Here is a 20,238-nt window from a genome sequence, read left to right as displayed (position 1 = left end):
CGCCTCTGCCGCATTTTGCAGAGAAGCGGAAAACAGGTGCTTTTGTTTTTTGTAAAAAATCAGAGAGTACCGAAAATGCGGTCGCCCGCATCGCCCAAACCTGGCACAATGTAGCCGTTTTCGTTGAGGTGGTCATCGACCGCCGCGCAGTAAAGCTGCACATCAGGGTGTGCAGCTGTAAAGGCCCGAATGCCCTCGGGAGCAGCAATGATGCACATAAACTTAATGCTTTTGGGGTGGCTCTTTTTAATAATGGAAACAGCGTCTGTTCCAGAGCCGCCGGTTGCCAGCATGGGGTCAAGCACAATGACTTCGCGCTCTTCGATATCGTGCGGCAGTTTGCTGTAGTACTCAACTGGCTGCAGCGTCTTGGGGTCGCGGTAAAGGCCGATATGCCCCACTTTTGCGGCCGGAACCATGGACAGCACGCCGTCTACCATGCCGAGACCCGCACGCAGAATCGGCACAAAGGCCAGCTTGCGCCCGGCAATCACTTTGGTCTTTGCGGTTGCAATCGGTGTTTCGGTTGTGGTGTCTTCCAGCGGCAGGTCACGGGTCGCTTCATAGCATTCAAGCATGGCAATTTCGCTGACAAGTTGACGAAAATCCTTGCTGCCGGTATTTTTATCCCGCAGATAGGTCAGCTTGTGCTGAATCAGCGGATGATCCATAATAAATACATTTTTGGAATAAGGCATGAAATTCAGTTCTCCTCCCTGTTTTCTTACAGTTCTCCGTTTTCAATTTGTGCAATCTCATCGATACGGCGCTGATGGCGACCACCCTCAAAGGGTGTGTCCAGATAAATCTGTACCAATTCCAGCGCTTTTTCTACAGTCAGCACACGGCCGCCAAGGCACAGGCAGTTGCAGTTGTTATGCTGGCGGCAAAGCTTTGTGCTCTTTGCCTCTGTAACAACCGCAGCACGCACACCGTGCACTTTGTTTGCCGCGATTGATACACCAATCCCAGTGCCGCAGCACAAAATGCCGCGGTCACAGGTGCCGTCGGCGACACTGTGGGCAACTTTTGCTGCATACAGCGGGTAATCTACACTTTTTTCGCTATCGGTGCCAAAATCGCGGTATGCAATTCCCTGCTTCTCAAGGTACTTTTTAATTTCCTCTTTGAGCTGAAAACCGCCATGGTCACTTCCGATTGCTAACACTTTCGTACCCTCCATCTATTAAAATTAATTTTAAAGCAGACCGCATTTTTTATAAATTGTTTCAATACAGTCTGTTTTATAGGCAAGGTAGGCGTTAATATCATAAGGAAAGCGGCGCGCGCCTTCGCGCTTGACCGCGCTGTAAATTTTCACGTCCCGTGGGTGCGCCCGCAAATACTCCCGAAACAAAATGTGCCGCTGAAGCTCCGGCGAATCCTGCGGGCAGACATACAGGTGATGCAGCAGCAAATGCGGCTTCTGCATTTCGTCATAGCAAAATGCTTCCCGCCCCGGAATGCCGAGGTCCCCTTCGTGCCGATAACCGGCAACTTCAAGTTTTCTACACACTGTGGAAAAATTATTCATACTTGGAATGACTACGTCAATATCAAGAATTGGTTTTGCCCACAGCCCCGGCACCGCAGTGCTGCCGACATGCTCGATAGACAGAGCGCTGCCGCCCAAAGCCAACGCAAGGGCCCTGCAGGCTTTTTCAAATTCTGCAGGCCAGCGGACATCATAGGGCACCACAGTCACATGAGAGGTGTGCATTTATTCCTTCCTGCCGAAAGCGGCACAAAACCTGCTGCTTATTTTTTTGCGGCAGCCGCACGGCGCCCCTTTAAAGAGCGTTGTGCCTGCGCCGGACGCAGGTAAACCGGCATCAGTTCTTTTGCGGACACCAGTTTGCCGGCTTCTGCAGCACGGGCGGCACAGGCCGCTGTACCCGAAGCCCGCTGAAAGCGGATCGGCTCGGGTGCAAGCTGCGCATGAAGGGGCGCAAATGCGGTGGACTCAGCGCAGAGCTGTGCGCCGTCCCCAACCAAAACGACTAGGCCCACCTTAGCTGCACATTCCTTTGCAAGGTCTTCAATCGACAAGGCGCGGTCCGGCGTCAGGCGGCGAATTTCCCCGTTTTGAACTGCAAAAAGTGCGTTATACACCTGCCCGCAGCGCGCATCCATCACACAGCAGGCGGTGCAGTCTAACACACGCAGGTTTTCGGCCATCGCCTCCAGTGTAGAGACACCGGCGCAAGGCTTTTGGGCGGCAAACGCCATTCCCTTAATACTTGCAACACCTATGCGTACCCCGGTAAAAGAGCCCGGCCCGGCAGTAACAGCAAACAGGTCAATCTGCTGCAGCGGCACTTTTGCGTATTCCAGTACCCCGCAAATCATGGGCATTAAAGTCTGACTATGCGTCAGCTTTACATTGGTATAGCACTCGCCCAAGACCTTTCCGTCCTGCCAAACACAAGCAGAGGCAGCCCCCGCCGAACAGTCAATCGCTAATATTTTCATGCAATCGTCCTTACTTTGATAAATCTGATAAAGGATCTAAGACCGTCTGTGACAGACCCTCTACGGTAATCACACGGTCATCTTCCTTGCCGCCGCGGGCAAAGGTGATATACACCGCGTTCGGCGGCAGGGCCGCTTCAATATTTTCGCTCCACTCTACAACCATCACACCGCCGTCTTCCAGATAGTCAAAATATCCTGTGGAAGAAAGGTCATCCCAGCCCTCTACCCGGTACATATCAAAGTGGTAAAGCGGCAGCCGCCCGCCGTCATACACATGTACCAAAGCAAAAGTCGGGCTGGAAACGCCCCCGGTGCCAAGCCCCGCCGCAACGCCGCGGGTAAAGGCAGTCTTGCCCATGCCCATGGGACCAAACAGGGCAAGCACTTCGCCGCCAGAAAGCGTCTGGGCAATTTTTCTGCCAAGGGCCTCTGTTTCAGCCGCAGAGTGTGTCTGTACAACTGTTTTCGTACAATTCAAATTCATTAAAACAGACCCGTAATGCGGCCGTCATCTGTAACATCAATCTGCTCTGCTGCGGGCTTTTTGGGCAGGCCCGGCATAACCATGATGTCGCCGGCATAGGCAACAACAAAGCCTGCACCATTGGAAAGCTTCAGGTTGCGGATATGCAGGGTAAAGTCTTGTGGGCGGCCCAAAAGGGAAGCATCGTCCGACAAGCTGTACTGCGTTTTTGCAATACAGACTGGCAGCTTATCACCGCCCAGCGCCTTAATCTCTTTCAGCGCTTTCTTTGCCTTTTTGGTGTATGTGACATCTTTTGCACCATAAATTTCTGTGGCAATACAGCTGATTTTTTCTTCCAGCGGGCGGTCTGTGTCATAGAGGCAGTGGAAATCATTCGGTTTTTCACAAGCTTCCACTACTTTCTGTGCCAGTTCAATCCCGCCTTCTCCTCCTTTTGCAAAGACTTCAGACAAAGCGAAGTCCGCACCGCGCGCGTGGCAGTACTCTTCAATATAGCGAAGCTCCTCTTCTGGGTCATTGGTGAAGCGGTTGATTGCCACCACGACCGGCACGCCATACTTGCACATATTATCAATATGCGCACCGAGGTTGACAATGCCTTTCTTCAGCGCTGCAAGGTTCGGCTCAGCGGTTTCTGTTTTCGGTACGCCGCCATTATACTTGAGTGCGCGGTCGGTTGCGACCAGCACAATGGCAGAGGGACGCAGGCCGGCCATACGGCATTTAATATCCAGAAATTTCTCAGCGCCAAGGTCGCTGCCGAAGCCTGCCTCAGTGATGCAGTAATCGCCAAGTTTTAAGGCCATTTGGGTTGCACGCACGCTGTTGCAGCCGTGGGCGATGTTTGCAAACGGGCCGCCGTGCATAATGGCAGGCGTATTATCCAGCGTCTGCACCAAATTCGGGTTAATCGCGTCTTTGAGCAATGCGGCCATAGCGCCCTGTGCATGCAGGTCGCTCGCAAAGACCGGCTTGCCATCTACTGAGTAGGCAACTAAAATACGACCAAGGCGCTCTTTCAGGTCGTGAATGTCGGAAGCAAGGCAGAAAATTGCCATGACTTCACTGGCTACAGTAATACAGAAACCGTCTTCGCGTACAAAGCCGTTGGGCTTTCCACCCAAGCCAACCACAACGCTGCGCAGAGCGCGGTCATTCATGTCCATGCAGCGCGTAATCAGAATGCGGCGGGTATCAATCTGCAGCGCATTGCCTTGATGAATATGGTTGTCGAGCATGGCACACAGCAGGTTGTTTGCTGCTGTAATGGCGTGCATATCGCCGGTAAAATGAAGGTTGATGTCCTCCATCGGGACAACCTGCGCATAGCCGCCGCCGGCGGCACCGCCCTTAATGCCGAAAACCGGGCCAAGGCTCGGCTCCCGCAGGGCAACCACGGCATTTTTGCCAATTTTCTTCATTGCTTCGCCCAGACCAATGCTGGTGGTGGTTTTTCCCTCACCGGCAGGTGTCGGATTAATAGCCGTCACCAACACCAGCTTGCCGTCCGGCCGATCTTTCATTCGCTGAAACAAGGGCTGTGTCAGCTTGGCCTTGTAGCGGCCGTAAGATTCCAGTTCTTCTTCCTGAATGCCTAAATCTGCAGCAACCGCTGTAATGGGTTTCAGCTTTGCCTGCTGTGCAATTTCGATATCCGTCACGATTCGATTCCCCCTAGCACAATGTTGTTTTTAGTATAGCACAACTGCGCCGATTTCGGAAGCATGGATTCCTTTTCTTCTGACGTTTTTCCCACGGATTCGCCTGTATAAGAGAAAGAAAAACTTTCTGTATACAAAGTTTCAGGGGACACCGGTGCCTTTTCTGGTGGGCTTTGGGGTAGTGCCCGGCGGGGTTTTGTGCTATAATAGCCGATGAAACCTGCCGCAGATTTTTTTGCAGCGAAAGGACGTGAACAATGAATCATTTTGGTACCCGCGCGGCTGATTACTTTCAGCGCACTGACAAGCTTTTGTGGGTGATCATGCTGCTGATTTCTGCCTATAACCTGCTTCTGCTCAAGACGGTGCCCCGCACCGACGGCGGCCGCAGCTGGTTTTCGGTGCAGCTAATGGCAATTATCGCCGGTTATATAGGCGCAGTTCTGCTTTCCCTAATCGACTATCGTACGATTGGCAACTACTGGTATTTAGTCGGTGGCTTCTGTGTTTTCCTCATTCTGCTGACCCTGGTAAAGGGCGTTACCATAGAAGGTGCTGGCGGTGTTGCCGCCAAAGCGTGGCTGAAACTCCCCGGCGGCATGACGTTTCAGTCCAGTGAGCTGGTAAAGATCGGCTTCCTCATTACTTTCGGAAAACATTTAGATATCTTGAAAAAAGAAAATAAACTTGATGAACCGCTGCAGGTACTGCTTTTGACCGCCCATGCACTCATTCCGATCGGGCTGGTACATCTGCAGAAAGATGACGGTGCAGCCGTTATCTTCGGTTTCATGTTTCTGTTTATGGCCTTTGCTGCCGGCGTAAGGCTGCGTTACTTTGCGGCTTTTGCGGGCATTCTGGCTGTGCTGATTCCAATCGTGTGGAACTTTGGCCTGGCAGACTACCAGAAAACACGGCTGACCACTTTCCGCAACCCGGAAAGCGACCCGCAGGGCTACGGCTATCAGCAGCTGGCCGGCAAGCTGAGCATTTCCAGCGGACAGCTGAAAGGACGCGGCCTGTTTGTTTCGCCCCGGGTAAACTCCAGCTCTGTGCCATTGCAGTGGAGTGACTTCGTCTTTTCCGTTGCCGGCGAACAGCTTGGTTTTATCGGCTGTGTCGCCATTATTGCCCTGCTCGTTTTTCTGATGATTCTCTGCCTGCGCGATGCACGGCGCGCGGGTGACACGATGGGCAGCGCCATTTGTGTCGGCTTTTTTGCCCTAATCCTTTCGCAGACCCTATTTAATGTCGGCATGTGCCTCAATCTGCTACCGGTCATGGGCGTTACGCTGCCGTTCTTCAGCTCCGGCGGGTCCTCGGTTATGTGCCTCTACTTTGGCTTTGGCCTAGTTGAAAGCGTTTCGGTACACCGCAAAAGCAGAAATCTACAGCAGAGTTTGTTCTTAGACTGATCACGAAAATATATTAAAATACAGCAAAGGCCGGACACAGTTTTTTTACAGCTGCGCCCGGCCTTTTTCTGTTTTTTCTGTACAGAAATTCTTACCGAAAAATTCCTTATTTTTTACTGTGCATTTTTGCTGTATTTCTGCTTAATCTGCTGTACCTGCTGCTGCGGTGCCTGCTGGGTAGAGTACCAGCCCTTGTCAGACATCTTTTTGTACAGATCCCCTTGCATGGTCAAAGAATCCTGCAGAGCCTTGGTAAAGGCCTGGTTAATATTCTGCGTACCGGACTCAATGCTGCCGTGCAGGTAAAGGTCACAGGCGTTTTTTTCTGTCGTAAGCAAAGCTTGCATTGTGTTTTTGTCATCCATGTTTCCCGCACTCCTTTTTAAATCAAACTGATAAACTGCTGAAAGGTCTGCTGGTGTTTGTTGGCCATTTGTTTTACACATTGTTTCAGCTGCGGGTCGGTCATGGAATTTGCTGCATTTTCACATTGTGTCTGCAAAAACTGCTCGTGCTCCAGTGCATCCTCAATATACGAAAGTTCCTTTGGGCTCATGCAAAATCACCTCCGCTGTTAGTGTTTGCAGCAGAGGTGATTTTATCCAAAGACTTTAATGTGAAAAAGAAAAGGACAAGCCGAAAAGCCCCACCACAATCAGCACAAGCTCCACTATAAAAAGCGGCCAAAGAATACCTGCGGTTTCTTTTTCGTCTGTCTGTTCCTCTTTTGGGGCAAGATAATCTTCCAGTACAAAAATATCTTTTTCGCACAAATGCCGCTCGCCCAAGTCGATTTTTTTGCCAGTGCAGGGATCCATTTCAATGTAGTACCGCAGAAATTTAGAATTCTTTTTGGTACCGATGGCCGGCAGGGCTTTCAAATCTTTCAGTGCGGTATGTGGCAGGCGGTGTTCCTTTGGGATAAAGCCGCAGCTGACCCCAATCAGTGTACCGCCCTCGCGGCGCAGAATCGGGCGCGCCGTGTGAAACAGACCCATTAAAAATACCGCCGTACCCACTGTATAAAAGAGCAGAAACAAAAACCAATACGCGCGGCCTATGGGAATAGCAGCTAAGCCCAAAAGGAGCATAAGCGCCCCCACCACGATATTCAGCACCGGCGCACCGCGCCTCTCGTACAGCGCGGTCGGCGAATGCTCCCAGGTTTTCTGCCCGCAGGCGGTCTCCCCGTGAAAATCAGAAGTTTCTTTTTGCAAGGCAGTCGCGTTCCTTTCCGCCGTATGAAATCACTCTGCCTGCACTTTGTCCAGTGCCTGCCGAATATCGTCCAGGATATCTGCCAAATTTTCAATACCGACGGACATGCGGATCATATCAGCGCTGATGCCCGCCTCTTTCAGCTGCTCATCTGTCAGCTGGCGATGAGTTGTACTGGCCGGGTGCAGCACACAAGTGCGCAGGTCTGCCACATGGACCACCATAGAGGCAAGCTTTAAAGACTCCATGAATTTGGCAGCGGCGGCACGGCCGCCTTTGACGCCAAAGGAGATAACGCCGCAACTGCCGTGCGGCATATACTTCTGTGCCAGCGCGTAATAAGGGCTGTCTTTCAAACCGGGATAGTTGACCCAGCTGATGCGGTCGTCCTGCTCCAAAAATTCGGCTACTTTCTGTGCATTGTAGCAGTGGCGCTGCATACGCAGGGCCAGTGTTTCAAGACCCAGGTTCAAAAGGAAAGAGTTTTCGGGCGCTGGCTGGCAGCCAATGTCGCGCAGCAGATGTACGCGGGCTTTTGTAATATAGGCGGCTTTCCCAAAAGCTTCAGTATAAATCAGCCCATGGTAAGATTCATCGGGCTGTGTCAGCATAGGAAACTTGCCGTTTGTCCAGTCAAACTTTCCGCTGTCGATAATTGCGCCGCCAATCTGCACCGCGTGGCCGTCCATATATTTTGACGTGGAATGTACAACAATATCCGCACCAAAGTGAAACGGCCGGCAGTTAAGCGGTGTCGGGAAAGTGTTATCGACAATCAGCGGCACACCGTGGGCATGGGCAACCTTTGCAAACAGTTCCAGATTGGTAACAACCAAAGAGGGGTTGCAGAGCGTTTCGCAGTAAACTGCGCGGGTATTGGGCTGCATTGCCTTTTCAAGTTCTTCTTCTGTACTGTCCGGCGAAACAAATGTGGTGTCAATGCCCATGTCACGCATGGTTTTATTGAAGAGGTTGAAAGTGCCGCCGTAAACAGCATTGGAGGAAACAATATGGTCCCCGGCTTTGCAGATATTCAGTACTGAAAGGAAAATTGCCGCCATGCCGGAAGAAGTAGCTACACAGCCGACACCGCCCTCCAGTGCCGCAATCTTTTTTTCAACCGCGTCTGTTGTCGGGTTGGAAATACGGGTATAAAAAAACCCGTCCTCTTCCAGGTTAAACAGACGGCCCATTGACTCGGCACTGTCATAGCGGTAAGTGGTGCTCTGCACAATTGGCACAACGCGCGGCTCACCGTTTTTTGGGGAGTAACCTGCATGGATACACAGGGTATCTGGGCGGTAATTTTCTTGCATCTCTGAAACACTCCTTGCTTGTTCGTTTATCCTATATTTTTTACCTAGAATGGCAAATCAGCTGATTGTGTTACGCGAAAAGGTTTTTCAGCCAGCCGGCCGCCTGGTCGCTGAGCAGAACAACAGCAATGACAATCAGAATAAAAAGCACCACAGAAAAGGCCCGCCAAAAAATACGCTTTTTACGCGGCATCACTTCAAATTCTTCCCCTTTTACAACGTACGTCTGCGGCTTCTGTTGATCTTTCTGCGGCTGCTCGGTCGTTTTCTTCACATCCGGCTGCTGCGGCACGGCGATTTCTTTTACCTTTACGGCTTCTTCCCAGCGGCAAAACGGCACATAAAAATGATAGGCTGGCTTGTTTTCGGCAGAAAGCGCCGACCTTTTTTCATAGGGCACTGCGCGCTTTTGCAGCATTTGTTCAAGTTTGCCGGCCTGCGGCTGCTCAAACGCCGCCAGACGCACCGGAGAGTCCTCTTCGGGTTCCGCAAGTCGGCGGTTCCCGCACAAGGGACACTGCCCCTCACAAAGGATATGACAATTTGGACAGTACTGCATCTGTTGTGTCACCTTTCCGTATAAAGATAAAAGCCATTATTATCATACCATGAATTTTAGTGCGTCACAAGCCGAAAGTGCTTTTTTGCGGGGAAACGCGTCCCATACATAAAAGACCCGCCCCAATGGGCGGAAAGCTGAACCAGCAGCTGCATTGAAGGCTTCCTTAAAATGTACGAAAAGACTGAAACGGAAACAGCCGTACGACAACTTTGCCGATAATGTTTTTTTTGTTGATAGGACCGATCTCACGGCTGTCAGTGGAGTGATTTCGGTTATCGCCCATTAAAAAGATCTGCCCCTGCGGCACGACCAAGTCGACGTTTGCACCAGACCACACCTGCTCTTTGACATAATCTTCTTTTAAGGCCTGACCATTGCGCGTAACAGTGCCGTTGGAAACGACAATATGGTCGCCCGCCACGCCGATCACACGCTTAATCAAGTTCTCCTGCAGTGGATTCTGGTTATTTACCACGACAATATCGCCATACTGCGGCTGATAGTTGAGCTCCCACAAAATAGTCACGTCGCCGTTATGGCAGGTGTTCTGCATACTGTTGCCAACCACCTTGCTTGGCCTTGCGATAAACGCACAGAAAAGCACCGCTGCCACTACAGTAATGCCGATGGTCAGCACCCAGGAAAGCGGGCTGTCCTTTTTTTCAGTGCCGGCTAACGCCGCTTTTTCCAGTTCATCAGGGTCATAGTCGGTCCCAAACGGTTTATTCGATTTCATAAGGTCATATCCTCCTTACTAAAAAGCGCGGCCGCAGTAAAGAGCGGTCTATCCCAGCAGCTTCTCCGGCGAAAAATGTGCCGTAGTAACTTTCCAGATAATAAAATCTACAATAAAGATGAGTACACTGAGCAGCAGATAATGACCCGCATTCATGCGGAAAAGGCCGGAAAACTGGCCGACAAAAAGCAGGGTCAGCGGCAGCAGCACATATCCGCAGATCTGCACTGACTCCCGAAAGCTGTGGCTGCGCCCAGAAACCAGCACCATAAACAGTACACCAAACAAAATGAGCGCCGGCGAAAGCAGAAAAAACATGACCGCCCAGCTTGGGTCCATCCAAAAAGCGGTTACGCCCAGCAGAATATCCCCGACAGACATCACAATGGCATACATGATAAACGAAACCAGTGTTGCTACAGCAGAAATAGAAACGCACCCCAGCACCTTTGCCTTAAAAATCTGCAGCGGCGTCATCGGGGTCAGGAAAAGTGTCTCAATCGTTCCGCGCTCTTTTTCACCCACAAAGCTGCTGGCCGCTGTGACACAGGCCGCCATCAGCACCACAATAAGGTAGAGCATCGGCGCCAAAAAGACAGAAAAGATATAAAACAGCGTCTGCCGGTCATTCATATAGCTTTGCTTCTGCGAAAGCAGCACGCGCATCTGCTGCATACTGGAAAGGCTGCTCTGCGGCAGAATATTTGCCAGCACCATGAAAAAGATTGGCAGAAGCACGACAAAAATCAGCGGCACAACCACCAGCATAGAGCGCACCCCGCGGTTTTGCCACATTTCGCGGAAATCCTTTTTCATCAGCGCCGTCTCGCGGCTGTTAACGTGCTTTTGAAGAAACCCAGGCAGCTTCAAGGCAGCTCCTCCTTTCCCAGCAGCGCCGTATAAACGTCCGCCAAAGTCGGGCGGTAAAGGCGGGCCTCGTAGATGTCGTGTCCCTCAGCGACTGCTTCCCGCAGAATTTCGGGCATGGCGTCTTCATTTTTAATTTCCTTCTGCCAAAAGCCGTCAGCGGCAAGCGAAAAGCCCGCGAGGCTGTCTTTTTCCGGCAGACGCAGGCCTGCCCGCATCTGGCAGCCCGCCTTTTGGCACAGGACCGGCAGCGTGCCGCCGGCAATGACACTTCCCTCACATAAAATACCGAATTCTGTGCAAAGCTGCTGCGCATAAGGGGGAAAATGCGTACACAGCAGAATCGTCATTCCCTCCTGCTGCACCAGACCGCCCAAAAGCCCCAGCACAGCCTGCGCACTCTCTGGGTCCAGCCCAAAAAGCGGTTCGTCCAGCAGCAGGACCTGCGGGCGGGCAAGCAATGCGCGCGCCAGCGACAGCCGCTGCAGCATATTGGTAGGGTACTCACTCACTGGCAGATCACGCGCCGACCATATTCCGAGGTCTTTCATCAATTCGGCAGTACGCGTATGGGCATCGGCCGCTTTCATACCTGCAGCTGCACCGAAAAACTGCAGATTTTCCTGCCCGGTCAGGCAGCCATACAGGCGCGCAGAAGAGGTCATAACCCCGCACACCCCATGCAGACGTGACGGCTGCTTTGCCGGGTCTATCTGCAAAATACTGCAGCTGCCACTGCTGGGCGTAATTAAGCCGCTGAGCAGCTTTACAGCTGTTGTTTTACCCGCGCCGCCGCTGCCAAGCAATGCATATGCCGTACCTGCTGGTACAGAAAGGCTCAAAGCTTCCAGTGCATTTGTTTTATGGTCATAAGATTTTGTCAGTCTGTCTGTTATAATTGCATCCATCTTAAGTCGTATAGCCCTCCAGCCGCTGCTGTGTGCAAAAATCTTCTATTGCTTTAAGGATACCCATTTTTTAGAGTTTGTCAATCTTTCTATTGCAGAAACATCGGCATTTACAGAAATGGGCCGCCGCAGAAAACCTGCGGCGGCCCAAAAAATCAGCCAGAGACAATTTCGGCATTTGGTTCTGCACTAGCGGTCAGCTCATGGCCATCGTAATCGACCACAATGGTAGAGCGCGGCGCAAAGTCGCCCTCTATAATTTTTTTCGCCAAGAGCGTTTCCACTTTCGACTGGATAAAGCGCTTGAGCGGGCGTGCACCGTACACAGGGTCATAACCCTGATCAACAACATAGGTGCGGGCGGCGTCAGTCAGGCGCACATCCAGTTCTTTTTCCTGCAGGCGGTGGCGCAGAGCCTCTATCTGCAAGCCGACGATTTTGTTGATTTCGTCTTTCTTCAGCGGCTTATAAAATACAATTTCATCCAGGCGGTTGAGGAATTCTGGGCGGAACTGGCGGCGCAGCAGGCCGTGCACTTCTTTGCGGGCCTCTTCGCTAATGCTGCCGTCCGGCTGGATACCCTCCAAAATCTGCTGAGAACCAAGGTTTGAAGTTAAAATAAGGATGGTGTTTTTAAAATCAACCGTGCGGCCCTGGCTGTCGGTAATGCGGCCATCATCCAGTACCTGCAGCAGGATATTGAAAACATCCGGGTGGGCTTTTTCCACTTCATCAAACAGCACCACGCTGTAGGGCTTGCGGCGCACAGCCTCGGTGAGCTGGCCTCCCTCTTCATAGCCAACGTACCCCGGAGGCGCCCCGATTAAACGGGACACGCTGTACTTTTCCATGTACTCTGACATATCAATGCGCACCAGGTTGCGCTCGTCGTCAAACAGTGCCTGTGCCAAAGCTTTGGCAAGTTCGGTCTTGCCTACGCCGGTAGGACCAAGGAACAGAAACGAACCAATCGGTCGGTTGGGGTCCTGAATACCCGCACGTGAACGCAGAATGGCGTCGCTGACTTTTTCAACTGCCTCGTCCTGCCCAATGACGCGCTGATGCAGCGTTTCCGGCAGGCGCAGCAGCTTTTCACGCTCGCCCTCCATCAGGCGGCTGACCGGGATACCCGTCCAGCGCCCAACAATACGGGCAATTTCGTCTTCGTCCACGCGGTCACGCAGCAGCTGGTGGTCACCTTTGTCCGCAATTTTTTCCTGGGCCTCAAGCTCTTTTTTCAGCTGCGGCAGCTTGCCGTACTGCAGTTCCGCCGCTTTTTCCAGGTCATAGTTGCGGTGGGCCTCCTCAATGGCGGCATTGCACTGCTCAATTTGTGAGCGCAGGCTCTGCACCTTTTCGATATCTTTCTTTTCGTTGTCCCACTGGGCTTTCATCGCCTTAAAGCGCTCTCGCAGCTCGGCCAGCTCTTTCTGCAGGCTGACCAAATGCTGCTGACTCAAGCGGTCGTCCTCCTTTTTCAGGGCAGCCTCTTCGATTTCTAACTGCATGATTTTACGCGAAACGTCATCCAGCTCTGTCGGCATAGAGTCAATTTCGGTACGCACAGTAGCACAGGCCTCATCGACTAGGTCAATGGCCTTATCCGGCAAAAAGCGGTCGGTAATATAGCGGTTGGAAAGGGTCGCGGCGGCAATCAGCGCCTGGTCGGTAATTTTAACGCCGTGGAATACTTCATAGCGCTGCTTTAAACCGCGCAGGATAGAAACAGTGTCCTCTACAGATGGCTCATCTACCATGACCGGCTGGAAGCGGCGCTCCAGTGCGGCGTCTTTTTCAATGTATTCCCGGTATTCATTCAGGGTTGTCGCACCAATGCAGTGCAGCTCGCCCCGCGCAAGCATTGGCTTGAGCAGGTTGCCGGCGTCCATGCTGCCCTCAGTCTTGCCCGCACCCACAATGGTGTGCAATTCATCGATAAACAGAATGACGCGGCCCTCGGATTTTTTAACTTCGTTGAGCACTGCCTTGAAGCGCTCCTCAAACTCGCCGCGGTACTTTGCGCCCGCGACCAAAGCGCCCATATCCAGCGAATAGAGCTTGTGGTCTTTCAGATTATTTGGTACATCTCCCCGCAGGATACGCTGAGCCAAGCCCTCCGCAATAGCGGTCTTGCCAACGCCAGGCTCGCCGATCAGGACCGGGTTGTTTTTGGTCTTGCGGGAAAGGATACGGATCACGTCGCGGATTTCCGTGTCGCGGCCAATGACCGGGTCCAGCTTTTGATCGCGCGCTGCCTGCACCAAATCGGTTGCATACTTGGAAAGAGCAGCGTAGGTCTCCTCTGGGCTGTCACTGGTCACGCGGGTATTGCCGCGCACATTGGAAAGCGCCTCTAAAAACTTGCTTTCGGTAATGCCATAGGTACGGAAAAGTTCTTTCAAGGTGCTGTTTGCTTTGCGCAGCAGGCCGATAAACAGGTGCTCTACCGAAACATACTCGTCCTTCATCCGTTTGGCAGCGGCCTCGGCCTCAGTCAGGGCAGTGTCAACGTCCTGTGCAATATAGATTTTGCCGGGTTCCCGCCCCGGACCGGAAACAGCGGGCATTTTCGCGATTTCACTGTCAACCGCGCTGGAAAAAGCCTGCGGGTCTATGTTCATTTTTTTCAGCAGCTGCGGAATCAAGCCATTTTCCTGCGTAAGCAGGGCACTGAGCAGATGCAGCTGCTCTATCTGAATGTTTTCATGCGACAGCGCAAGGCTTTGCGCGCGCTGAACAGCATCCAAAGATTTCTGTGTAAAATTTTGTGCATTCATCGTACTTCACACTCCTTCAATAAAACTGAAGCAGCAAAGAAAAGCGCCTGTCGGCGCCGGTAAAGTCCCGCTGCGGGGACTTCCCTAAGCCTTACAGACGCTAGTATATCCAGAGTATATGAATGCTGTGTGAATAAATAATGTCTAAATATTTAATTTTAGCACTCTATTGAATTGAGTGCTAAAAAGTCTTGCCGTACATTCACTGAAGATTCAGGTGCTTTTTCATAATTACATTGGTGATGGCAAAATTGATGATATTGAACACAACAAAATACGCCAAAATACCGCCGAGCAGTACATCTGCACCCTGTACAGCATTTACATTGATACGCAGGTTGTTTTCGATAAAAGCTCGAAACGGCGATGTGCTGCAAAGTTCGTAAATTATGGTGATGATAATCGTGTGCACAACCATGAAACCAATCAGCACAAAAATAGAAACCATGCGGTGATGTTTCTGCACTAGGCTGCCAACACTCATGGAAGTGTAGAAAATCAGCTCTGCAAAAATCAGCCCGGCAATCAAATCCAACAGTGCCAAAAGGATGGCCCAGATGTAATCCGGGTGCTGCCCTGTCTGGGAAAGTGTATGCCAAATGCTCTGCAGGAAGTCGCTTCTGCGGGTCTGTAGTAAATTTGAAATATAAAGGCTGCCATAAGCGACCACGCAGGAAGCCAAGGTCCACACGCCGCCGGTGATAATCTTGCTCCAGAGCAGCTGTGCCGGCGTGACCGGCAGAGTATGCATCAGGTAGCCCTCGTCCCGAAACAGATTATCGTAAAAATACTTAATGCAAAAGACCATGGTCAACAAAAACAGCGCAATCAGGGCCAGCGTATACAGCACAAGAATAATTTCAAAAAGGACTTTCAGCGGGATAAAGCTGACGCGGGGAACACAGCTAAAAACCGCATACAGCACAGACAGTACCAAAACGACCAGGTACATCGGCCCAAAGGCACGCCCTGTTGAACGAAAATCATAGCGAATCAGTTTTGTCAGCATTTGAATACCTCCCGGAAGCAAGCATCCACGCTCTTCCCCTCGTGTTCGCGCAGTTCATCCGCAGGGGTGTGCAGCAGCACGCTGCCCTCGCGCAGGAAAATCACTTCGTCCAAAATCTTCTCCACGTCGGCGATCAGGTGTGTACTGAGGATTACTGTGGCGTTCTCACTGTAGTTATTGATAATGGTATTTAAAATGTAATCGCGGGCCGCGGGGTCTACGCCGCCAATCGGCTCATCCAGCAGATAAAGCTCGGCATTGCGGCTCATCACCAAAATCAGCTGTACCTTTTCGCGTGTGCCCTTGCTCATGGTGCGCAGCGGGCTGGAAAGACTGATGCTCAGCCGCTGCAGCATATCCAGTGCCTTGCTCAAGTCAAAGTCGGCGTAAAAATCAGAAAACATGGAAAGCAGGTCGTTTACCCGCATCCAATCACCCAGGTAGCTGCGCTCTGGCAGGTAAGAAACAGCTCTTTTTGTTTCGACGCCGGGAGCTGTGCCGTCAATGGTCAGGCTACCGGCGGTGGGAGTCAAAAGCCCGCTGCAAAGTTTGATCAGGGTGCTCTTTCCGCTACCGTTCGGCCCCAAAAGGCCCACAATGCGGCCGCGTTCAATTTTTAAGTTGACATCATGCAGAGCCTGCTTTCCCCCGTAGTTTTTGCACAGACCGCTGCACTGTAAAATAGGTTCCATCAAGATGCCTCCTCTTCTCTTGGTTTTGTTTCCTGTACCAGCTGCGCGGCCGCCGCCTGGGTAAAGCCGAGGCTTTCCATTTTCTGTAGGAATTCGCGTACAACTTCCTTTGCCAGGTTTTCTTTCAGGTTCATAATGGTATCCTCCCTCTGCGTCACAAAGCGGCCGTTGGTCCGCTGTGAAAAGATAAGGCCCTCGGTCTCAAGCTGCGCCAAAGCGCGCTGCATTGTATTGGGATTTACCGAAGCCTCTGCTGCCAGGTCACGCACACTGGGCAGCTTGCTGCCGGCCGGGTAGCGGCCGGAAACAATGCGCAGCTTGACCTGGTCGGTCAGCTGTGTATAAATAGGTCTGTCAGATGAAAACTGCCATGCCATCAGACTTCCTCCTTTGTATCACTGTATTAATAACTTAGTACAATAATACAATCATACAGCACCCTTGTCAAGTGCTTTTCAAGATTTTTTTCAGTTTAACAGAATCTTTTTCAAAAAATCCGCGAAAGCGGCCCATCTCTGCCCCCACGCCGGCGCAGCAGCTACAAAAATCCCCGAAAGCCACACGTGCCGGTTTCCGAGGATTTTTGTAGCTGCGCACTATTCTGCTTTAATAGTCTTTACTACCTTGATATCCCGAATCTTTTCGGGAGCAATGCACAGCGGGTTTTCGCTTAGAAGGATGAGGTCTGCCTGCTTTCCGGGCGCTATACTTCCCTTTTCGGCTTCTTCCCCGTACTGCCGGGCCGCGTTTATCGTCACAGCCCGCAGTGCCTCCAGGACAGGGATGCATTCATCCGGCCCGAGCAGCACGCCGTCTTTTGTCTTTCTGTTGACCGCACACCAGACCGTTTCGAGCATGTCCGGCTCAATGACAGGCGAGTCCTGATGGAAGGTAAACGGGACCCCGTGCTTGACCGCCGACGCCGCCGCACTGATTTGCTGTGCTCTTTCGAGCCCAAAGTTTTTAATATGCACATCTCCCCAGTGGTACACATGCGCAGCAAAGAAAGAAACAAATGCGCCGCATTGTTTCGCCTGGTCCATCTGGTCAGGCCTTAAAAGCTGTGCATGAATCATGACCGGGCGCAGTGTTTTGAGCACCGGATAGTCTTTTTCGGTCTCTGCAAGGCAGCGCAGAAACTGTGCGGCCGCGGCGTCGCCATTGCAGTGGGCCAAAAGCTGCACTTCATTCTGCGCAGCAAGCTGCATAGCCGCCTTTACCTGCTCATCTGTCATGGTTCCGTACCCGCGGTAATCCGTTTCTCCAGCGTATGGTGTTTCCATCCAGGCAGTGCGTCCCTGCGGCGAACCATCAAGAAAAATCTTGATACCACCGATTTTAATGTGCCGGTCGTACTGCTTATAATTTTTCCAGAGCTCTTCTTTTACAATCGGAAAAGTCTCTAAATCCGGGTAAGCGACCAAGTCCACTTTCAGCAGATCAGAAGAGAGAAGCAGCCGGTAAAGTGGAAGCATTTCTTTTACGAGCATTCCCTCTTGTATCGTCGTAATTCCGTACGAAAGATACTTTTCCTGTGCCCTGCGGTACACGGAAAGCAGAGTTTTCGCGCCGGGCAGCGGTATCTTTTTCACCGCCGCAAAGTATGCGTTTTCTTCAAGATATCCCGTAAACCCTGCAGCATCTCTGCCGATTGTCCCGCCCGCTGGGTTTGGTGTTTCTGCAGATATGCCGGCCGCGGCAAGCGCCTTTGCATTAAAAAGCCCAAAGTGCCCCGACTTGTGCTGAATCACCAGCGGATTATCAGGTGCCATGGCGCCAAGCTGCGCGAGTGTCGGGTTTTTGCCGCCAGGCATGCGGCTATGGTCGTAGTCTTTTGCCTGCACCCATTCACCCGGCTGAATGCCGTTTTCGCGGATATGCTTTTGTACCTTCTCCGCAACAGCTGCGGTGCTGTCGGCCTCATCTAAAGAGACTTGCAGCATTCCAGTAGCAACCTCTGTAAAATGGCTGTGCGCGTCAATAAAAGCAGGCATCATGGTACAGCCGCCAAGGTCATACAGGTGTGCTTCCGGCGCCTGTGCCTGCAAAGTTTTTGGCTCCCCGACAGCAAGAACCTTTCTTCCATCGGTCAGGACCCCTGCTGCTTGCTGCGGCTCTGCCATTGTAAGGATATCGCCGTGATAGTAAATGGTCTTCATGTTTTGCTGCCTCCTTTTTATAGGATAGATAAAAGGCCTTTCCTCTTTGTCGGCCCTGTAAAGGTTATGTGCAGGGCAGGCCGCCGCAATGCACGTGGGTCTCTTTTTTCTCAAAGAGCGGCATCAGCCAAAGAAAAGCTCATTTTCTTTTCTGCCGGCACAGGCTTTTTCCAGTTTTTTCGATGCAACGTCCAGCATGAGTCTGTTTAGGTTCCTTGCGTGCTGCGGGCATACTTGTATACAGCGCATACAGGAAATACACTTGCTCTTGTCGGTCTTGTGCAGGGTGTCTTTGTCAATCGCGCCAACCGGACATTCACGGGCACAAATACCGCAAGCGTTGCATTTTTCATCTGTGCTTGGCTTAAAGGGAACGCCGCCGTATTTTCGGTAATCCTCGTTGCCGGGCACCTCTGCTTCCGGCATTGTTTCCCCCGCGCTGATTTTGTCCCAGATTGTTTGGGAAAAGTCCTTCAATTCTATTTCGTCTGCCGTGTCCGGCCGCCCTGTCGCAAACTGCCGCATAATCGAGTGCTCTGCCACTGCCGTGGCCGCCGCGACCGGCAAAAATCCCGCCTGTTTTACAATATCTTTCAGCTCCAGCAAAGTATCGTCGTAAGCGCGGTTTCCATAGATGCAGAGCAGGACAGCCCTTGCTGAATTTCCTTGCATCGCTAAAATGCGCTCTGCCGCAGTCTGCGGCACTCTTCCCCCGAAAGAGGGCACTGCAAACAGACAGATGTCTTCTTTTGAAAAGCAATATCCGCTGTAATCTGTGCCCAGCGGAAGCAGGTTGATTTCTTCCTTTTCGCAGGCGAACTGCGACAGCAGAAAATCTGCCGCCTTTTTCGTTCCACCGGTTGGGCTGAAGGTGATTTCATAAGCTTTCATAACGGCTGGCTCCTTTTTGTATTTATTTTATTGTACAGAATGATATAGAAATTGATTGACAGCGTGCGGCGCAAAAGCACTTTATAGATTTTCCTGCGCGCGAAACGCCGAGGGCGAACGGTGCATAAACCGTAGAAAAACGCGGTTGAAATAGCTGATGTTTTCAAAGCCAACCTGCAGAGCAACTGCGCTGACCGGCAGGTCGGTGGTCCGCAAAAGGCGGCAGCTCTCTGTTACCCGGCAGGTCTGGATATAATGTACGGCCGAGCTCTGCGCCATGCTCCTGAAGAAGCGGCAGAATTGGCTCTCGCTCATACCGCACCTTTCTGCCATGCCGGAAACCGTGATGTCTTCCCGATAATGTTCCTGTATATAGCGCATGATTCTCTTGATGCTTTCTATTTTATAATTTTCCGCCTTGGGCGCTGGTCCCTGGGCCTTTTCTGCGTGTCTGTACAAAATTGTCCAAATCTCCATCAGTTTGATTTTGATATTCATTTCATACAGCAGCTCTTTTTTTCGGTATGCTTCCCGTATTGCAAAAAGCAGGCCAAAAACTTCCCCGCCGTATTCTTCACGCGTAATTTTTTCCGAAAAGGCAATGCTGCCGTTTACCACCGGCGCAATGTACCGCTGGCTAATACGGTCATTTACTTCACCGGACAGCAGCGACAGATCAAAGACCACTGCAAAGTACTCGAAAGGCTCCATCTCAGCCGCCCGCGCGGAATGCAAGCGGTTGCCGTTTACAAAGACAGCCTCGCCCGCACTGAGCGGAAACGACTCGGTATCGATGCGGAACACCGCCTGCCCCGCAGTCGCAACCAGGATTTCGATTTCTTTGTGCCAGTGGCATTCCAGCCGCTCGGTATGTTTGCAGTCTGTTGCAATCTCGTGCAGAGACATGGGAAAAAGTGCATCGCCATGTGGAATGGATTCCCTCATTAAATCATTTTGCTGCATAACCGCTCCTGTCAAAATTGTGTTAGTGTTCATCAAATACGTTAAAGCATTTTGAGCTTACTGTCAACTATAATAAGAATTGAAGCAACCCGTACAGCATTT

Annotated in this window: 22 protein-coding genes; 1 reads left to right on the top strand and 21 read right to left on the bottom strand. The window is 51.7% G+C overall.

The features are described from left to right. Window positions 1-59: 59 nt before the first annotated feature. Genes upp through LKE53_02590 form a run of 6 tightly spaced genes read right to left on the bottom strand, consistent with a single transcriptional unit; the run spans window position 60 to window position 4,626 of the window. Window positions 60-698, bottom strand: a complete 639-nt coding sequence (gene upp, locus LKE53_02615) for a uracil phosphoribosyltransferase (GenBank protein MCH3971657.1) — start codon at window positions 696-698, stop codon at window positions 60-62. 26 nt (window positions 699-724) lie between these two features. Then, on the bottom strand, window positions 725-1,183 hold the full coding sequence (rpiB, locus tag LKE53_02610; GenBank protein ID MCH3971656.1) for a ribose 5-phosphate isomerase B: 459 nt from the start codon (window positions 1,181-1,183) through the stop codon (window positions 725-727). Window positions 1,184-1,198: 15 nt separating this feature from the next. Further along, complete coding sequence (locus LKE53_02605; protein MCH3971655.1) at window positions 1,199-1,720, bottom strand: GrpB family protein; 522 nt, start codon at window positions 1,718-1,720, stop codon at window positions 1,199-1,201. Between the two features lie 38 nt (window positions 1,721-1,758). After that, on the bottom strand, window positions 1,759-2,472 hold the full coding sequence (gene tsaB, locus LKE53_02600; GenBank protein ID MCH3971654.1) for a tRNA (adenosine(37)-N6)-threonylcarbamoyltransferase complex dimerization subunit type 1 TsaB: 714 nt from the start codon (window positions 2,470-2,472) through the stop codon (window positions 1,759-1,761). A 10-nt stretch (window positions 2,473-2,482) separates the two neighbouring features. Next, on the bottom strand, window positions 2,483-2,959 hold the full coding sequence (gene tsaE, locus LKE53_02595; GenBank protein ID MCH3971653.1) for a tRNA (adenosine(37)-N6)-threonylcarbamoyltransferase complex ATPase subunit type 1 TsaE: 477 nt from the start codon (window positions 2,957-2,959) through the stop codon (window positions 2,483-2,485). After that, window positions 2,959-4,626, bottom strand: coding sequence for a formate--tetrahydrofolate ligase (locus LKE53_02590; protein MCH3971652.1), 1,668 nt, complete (start codon window positions 4,624-4,626; stop codon window positions 2,959-2,961). The genes tsaE and LKE53_02590 overlap by 1 nt, the downstream gene beginning before the upstream one ends. Before the next feature lie 254 nt (window positions 4,627-4,880). Here LKE53_02590 and LKE53_02585 point away from each other — a divergent pair, with 254 nt between their 5' ends. After that, entirely contained in the window at window positions 4,881-6,038 is a 1,158-nt protein-coding gene (locus LKE53_02585) for an FtsW/RodA/SpoVE family cell cycle protein (GenBank protein MCH3971651.1), read from the top strand. Window positions 6,039-6,151: 113 nt separating this feature from the next. Here LKE53_02585 and LKE53_02580 read toward each other — a convergent pair whose 3' ends face one another. The 15 genes from LKE53_02580 to LKE53_02510 all read right to left on the bottom strand — a co-directional run bounded on the left by LKE53_02580 (window position 6,152) and on the right by LKE53_02510 (window position 20,136). Next, complete coding sequence (locus LKE53_02580) at window positions 6,152-6,403, bottom strand: spore coat protein (GenBank protein MCH3971650.1); 252 nt, start codon at window positions 6,401-6,403, stop codon at window positions 6,152-6,154. Between the two features lie 17 nt (window positions 6,404-6,420). Continuing rightward, window positions 6,421-6,594 carry a hypothetical protein gene (locus LKE53_02575; protein ID MCH3971649.1) on the bottom strand — a complete coding sequence of 58 codons (174 nt, stop codon included), beginning with the start codon at window positions 6,592-6,594 and terminating at the stop codon, window positions 6,421-6,423. A gap of 55 nt (window positions 6,595-6,649) precedes the next feature. After that, on the bottom strand, window positions 6,650-7,255 hold the full coding sequence (locus LKE53_02570) for a hypothetical protein (protein ID MCH3971648.1): 606 nt from the start codon (window positions 7,253-7,255) through the stop codon (window positions 6,650-6,652). A 30-nt stretch (window positions 7,256-7,285) separates the two neighbouring features. Then, complete coding sequence (locus LKE53_02565) at window positions 7,286-8,572, bottom strand: O-acetylhomoserine aminocarboxypropyltransferase/cysteine synthase (GenBank protein MCH3971647.1); 1,287 nt, start codon at window positions 8,570-8,572, stop codon at window positions 7,286-7,288. Window positions 8,573-8,642: 70 nt separating this feature from the next. After that, window positions 8,643-9,131 carry a hypothetical protein gene (locus LKE53_02560; GenBank protein ID MCH3971646.1) on the bottom strand — a complete coding sequence of 163 codons (489 nt, stop codon included), beginning with the start codon at window positions 9,129-9,131 and terminating at the stop codon, window positions 8,643-8,645. Window positions 9,132-9,297: 166 nt separating this feature from the next. Next, a complete protein-coding gene (gene lepB / locus LKE53_02555; GenBank protein ID MCH3971645.1) occupies window positions 9,298-9,870 on the bottom strand; it encodes a signal peptidase I in 573 nt (190 codons plus the stop codon). A 48-nt stretch (window positions 9,871-9,918) separates the two neighbouring features. Beyond that, complete coding sequence (locus LKE53_02550) at window positions 9,919-10,740, bottom strand: ABC transporter permease subunit (GenBank protein ID MCH3971644.1); 822 nt, start codon at window positions 10,738-10,740, stop codon at window positions 9,919-9,921. After that, window positions 10,737-11,645: an ABC transporter ATP-binding protein gene (locus tag LKE53_02545; GenBank protein ID MCH3971643.1), complete on the bottom strand. Its 909-nt coding sequence runs from the start codon at window positions 11,643-11,645 to the stop codon at window positions 10,737-10,739. Before LKE53_02545 ends, LKE53_02550 begins: the two co-directional genes overlap by 4 nt. A 155-nt stretch (window positions 11,646-11,800) precedes the next feature. After that, the gene (clpB, locus tag LKE53_02540) at window positions 11,801-14,422 is read right to left on the bottom strand and encodes an ATP-dependent chaperone ClpB (GenBank protein MCH3971642.1); all 2,622 of its coding nucleotides are present in this window, start codon (window positions 14,420-14,422) and stop codon (window positions 11,801-11,803) included. A gap of 202 nt (window positions 14,423-14,624) precedes the next feature. After that, on the bottom strand, window positions 14,625-15,431 hold the full coding sequence (locus tag LKE53_02535) for a hypothetical protein (GenBank protein ID MCH3971641.1): 807 nt from the start codon (window positions 15,429-15,431) through the stop codon (window positions 14,625-14,627). Next, the gene (locus tag LKE53_02530) at window positions 15,425-16,123 is read right to left on the bottom strand and encodes an ABC transporter ATP-binding protein (GenBank protein MCH3971640.1); all 699 of its coding nucleotides are present in this window, start codon (window positions 16,121-16,123) and stop codon (window positions 15,425-15,427) included. The genes LKE53_02535 and LKE53_02530 overlap by 7 nt, the downstream gene beginning before the upstream one ends. Further along, window positions 16,123-16,500 carry a GntR family transcriptional regulator gene (locus LKE53_02525; GenBank protein MCH3971639.1) on the bottom strand — a complete coding sequence of 126 codons (378 nt, stop codon included), beginning with the start codon at window positions 16,498-16,500 and terminating at the stop codon, window positions 16,123-16,125. Before LKE53_02525 ends, LKE53_02530 begins: the two co-directional genes overlap by 1 nt. Before the next feature lie 219 nt (window positions 16,501-16,719). Next, window positions 16,720-18,282, bottom strand: a complete 1,563-nt coding sequence (locus tag LKE53_02520; GenBank protein ID MCH3971638.1) for an amidohydrolase — start codon at window positions 18,280-18,282, stop codon at window positions 16,720-16,722. Between the two features lie 123 nt (window positions 18,283-18,405). Then, a complete protein-coding gene (locus tag LKE53_02515) occupies window positions 18,406-19,173 on the bottom strand; it encodes a 4Fe-4S binding protein (GenBank protein ID MCH3971637.1) in 768 nt (255 codons plus the stop codon). A gap of 81 nt (window positions 19,174-19,254) precedes the next feature. Continuing rightward, on the bottom strand, window positions 19,255-20,136 hold the full coding sequence (locus tag LKE53_02510; GenBank protein ID MCH3971636.1) for an AraC family transcriptional regulator: 882 nt from the start codon (window positions 20,134-20,136) through the stop codon (window positions 19,255-19,257). Between the last annotated feature and the right edge of the window lie 102 nt (window positions 20,137-20,238).

Source organism: Oscillospiraceae bacterium (assembly GCA_022483045.1).
In the GTDB taxonomy this organism is placed as follows: domain Bacteria; phylum Bacillota; class Clostridia; order Oscillospirales; family Acutalibacteraceae; genus Caproicibacterium.
Note: the sequence above shows the minus strand (reverse complement) of the source record. Positions and strands in the feature narration are given on the sequence as shown.